Source organism: Aeromonas sp. (genome assembly GCF_051657805.1).
Lineage (GTDB): Bacteria > Pseudomonadota > Gammaproteobacteria > Enterobacterales > Aeromonadaceae > Aeromonas.
On record NZ_JBOFLJ010000033.1, the window covers coordinates 1 to 2,427 of the forward strand.

General features: G+C 58.6%; 2 protein-coding genes. Both read right to left on the reverse strand.

All coding sequences use genetic code 11. The annotated features are described in order from the left end of the window. Nucleotides 1-173: 173 nt before the first annotated feature. Complete coding sequence (locus tag ACRCYW_RS13585; protein WP_438550611.1) at nt 174-719, reverse strand: hypothetical protein; 546 nt, start codon at nt 717-719, stop codon at nt 174-176. 642 nt (nt 720-1,361) lie between these two features. Further along, on the reverse strand, nt 1,362-2,427 hold a 1,066-nt coding region (locus ACRCYW_RS13590), incomplete at its 5' end, for a hypothetical protein (RefSeq protein WP_438550612.1).

The window sequence follows — 2,427 nt, forward strand, 5'->3', positions numbered from 1 at the left end:
GGAGCCCTTTGTCATCATTGAGGCGGGTAAGGAAAGGGTACCCCGCCTGGAAGCACTCAGTATGATAGATGGTCCCACAGGGAAGAGCCCATACTGTCCCGTTGTCTTGAAGTGGGAATCCTTCGGACCCGAACACACAGAGGAGGTCGGGGGAGTGGGCCGAGGTGACGCTCTTATGACAGCCCGCGCACCGCCTCCGCCTGATGTCGGTGCCAACCCGATGGCTGGGCACGGGGAGGTAACTCCATCCTGTCCCTACGCAGGGTGAGCACATGGGGGGGCACATGGAGCAACACGAACGGCAGGTGAGACTCATAGCGGCAGCAAAGTGGCAAGGAGGAGGGGAGGTACACGCCCACTTCCTTGACGTATCGGGCCACTCGGCCCCACTGGCGTTGTAGGATGCGGGGGATGAGGAAGACTCCGTGGGTGTTGTAGGGGGACTGGACCCATTTTTGGAGGTAGGCCGATATGACTTGACGGCCGCACTCGGGCGGGGGAGTCCACAGGGTGGCCTGGTCGTAGATCTCATCCAAGGCAGTAGGGGAACTGTAGGAGAGATGAGAGAGGGAGGCGAGGCCTAAGGTCTGGCGGACCCATTCTCCAAGGTTGGTGGTGTACGGGACCGAGTCGAACAAGCGTTGGTTGATCCCCGCCACCCGTCGCTCTGGTGCCAGCCAGAGACCGCGGCTGAGTCCATCCGTTCCTTGGTCGATCATGAGCCGTCCTGGGATGTGGACTACCTCTAGCCGGCACCCCAACTTCTGGCACAGCTCCTTGATCTGGGTAACCAGGGCATGGAGGGCGGGGCTTCTGGAGCTTCCTTGGTTAACTATAAAATAGCTCACCAAGTTGTCGCTTAGACAGAAAACCAGTTTGTCCCGGAGGCGTTCCGTGTCTTCCTCGAGGAGGAGGGCTTCAAGGATGGTCCTGACTTCTGTCCAGTTGGAGGTGTGGGGAGCAGTTCGCGCACCCCAGACTCCCATCCAGAGCTCCACTCCCGGGGAGGCTCGTTGGTCTGGAGTGAGTTCATAGAACTCGGTAGTGCCTCCGGTCCCCGTGCCACTCCCATCGCCCCATTTGATCACGATCCCGGAACAGGTGGCTCGTCCTGTGGTACTCCCCGGGGCCTCTAACAAATGGGCCCTCCACCAGTGTAGGGCTGTCAGACTGCTTGGAGAGAGGTGGGCATGGGTGTAGTATTTTGCTGCCCCATGCGTGGCCATTCCCCCCTCAAGCCGATGCAGGTCATCATATAAAGAGCGCAGATGTGATTGGCCGATGTGTTGGGGGGTGGCTTCGACCACTGACTGAAGGACCCCGGTGATTATGGCTAGGCTGAGTCGGGATAGGTTGGACCCTCAGGGTCGAGCTAGCAGGAAATCCACACTCGCGATACACCTGGAGATCTTGCTGGGGGGTATGTGTAGCGTAGGAGTGCCTCTAGTGTCATACCAGAAACCGCAGTACTTCTGGACCTGTTTGGGGTGGGAGGTCTTCACGGGCTGGCAGATCAACCCCAGCCGGACGGTGAGGTCCATGAAAGCCGTGAGTGCTTCACAACAATCCTCTGCGGTTTGGGCGTGAATTTTGAAGTCGTCCACGAAACCAAAGAGTAGAGCGACGGGTGACCCATTCTCTCGGAGTCCGACATGCCCGTGTCCTAGTTTGGGGTCGTAGGTGTTGTCCTCCAGGGCGCGCCTCCATGTGTTTTCCTGGTAGGCGACCGCCCTGAAGATCTCTGCCTCCTTCCGCAGCATATCCATTACTCCCTCCCCGGAGCGGCAAGCGATGGATGGGCTATTTACCGATCCCATGGGAAGGCCCACGTACCACAGGTGTTCGCCCGTGACGGGGTGGATTATCCCGATGAGGTCCCGCTCTTCCGGTAGAGTCATGAAGTTGTGGAAGTGTTTGCTGGCGTCTGCAATGGCTGACCACCCCCCAGAGTAGAGGTGTGGGAGGATGTCTTTTGAGGAGGGGAGGAAGATGGGTTCTAAACCACAGCACCCGTTTTGCCCGCCTCTTCTCATGTCTGCAATACACCTCCATTGCCCGGGCTGTCCGGGTTTTGGCACCACAAAGAGAGGACACACTCGTCTCAAGGGGCGAGTAGCTTTTCGGACTACCCCGAGTGCTTTGAGTTCTTCGACGAAAGTGCAGACCACTTCAAGTTGTTCGGGGGTGAGCGGGGGGTTGTCTACTATTTCATCTCCCGGGTCCACCAGGAAACGCATACTGGAACCCACTCGGATGGCCTCCCGGTGGAGTTCGGGGAATTCCCACCAAAGCAGCTGTAGATACTTGGGGCCTTCGTCCGTGTAGTTCTTTCGGTGGGTGTCGAGGGCGTCTAAACCTTCGAGCCAGAGTTGCTCTTCATCTGGGCGTCCTTGGATGACTTCTCGGAGCTTGGCGACCCGCTCCTGG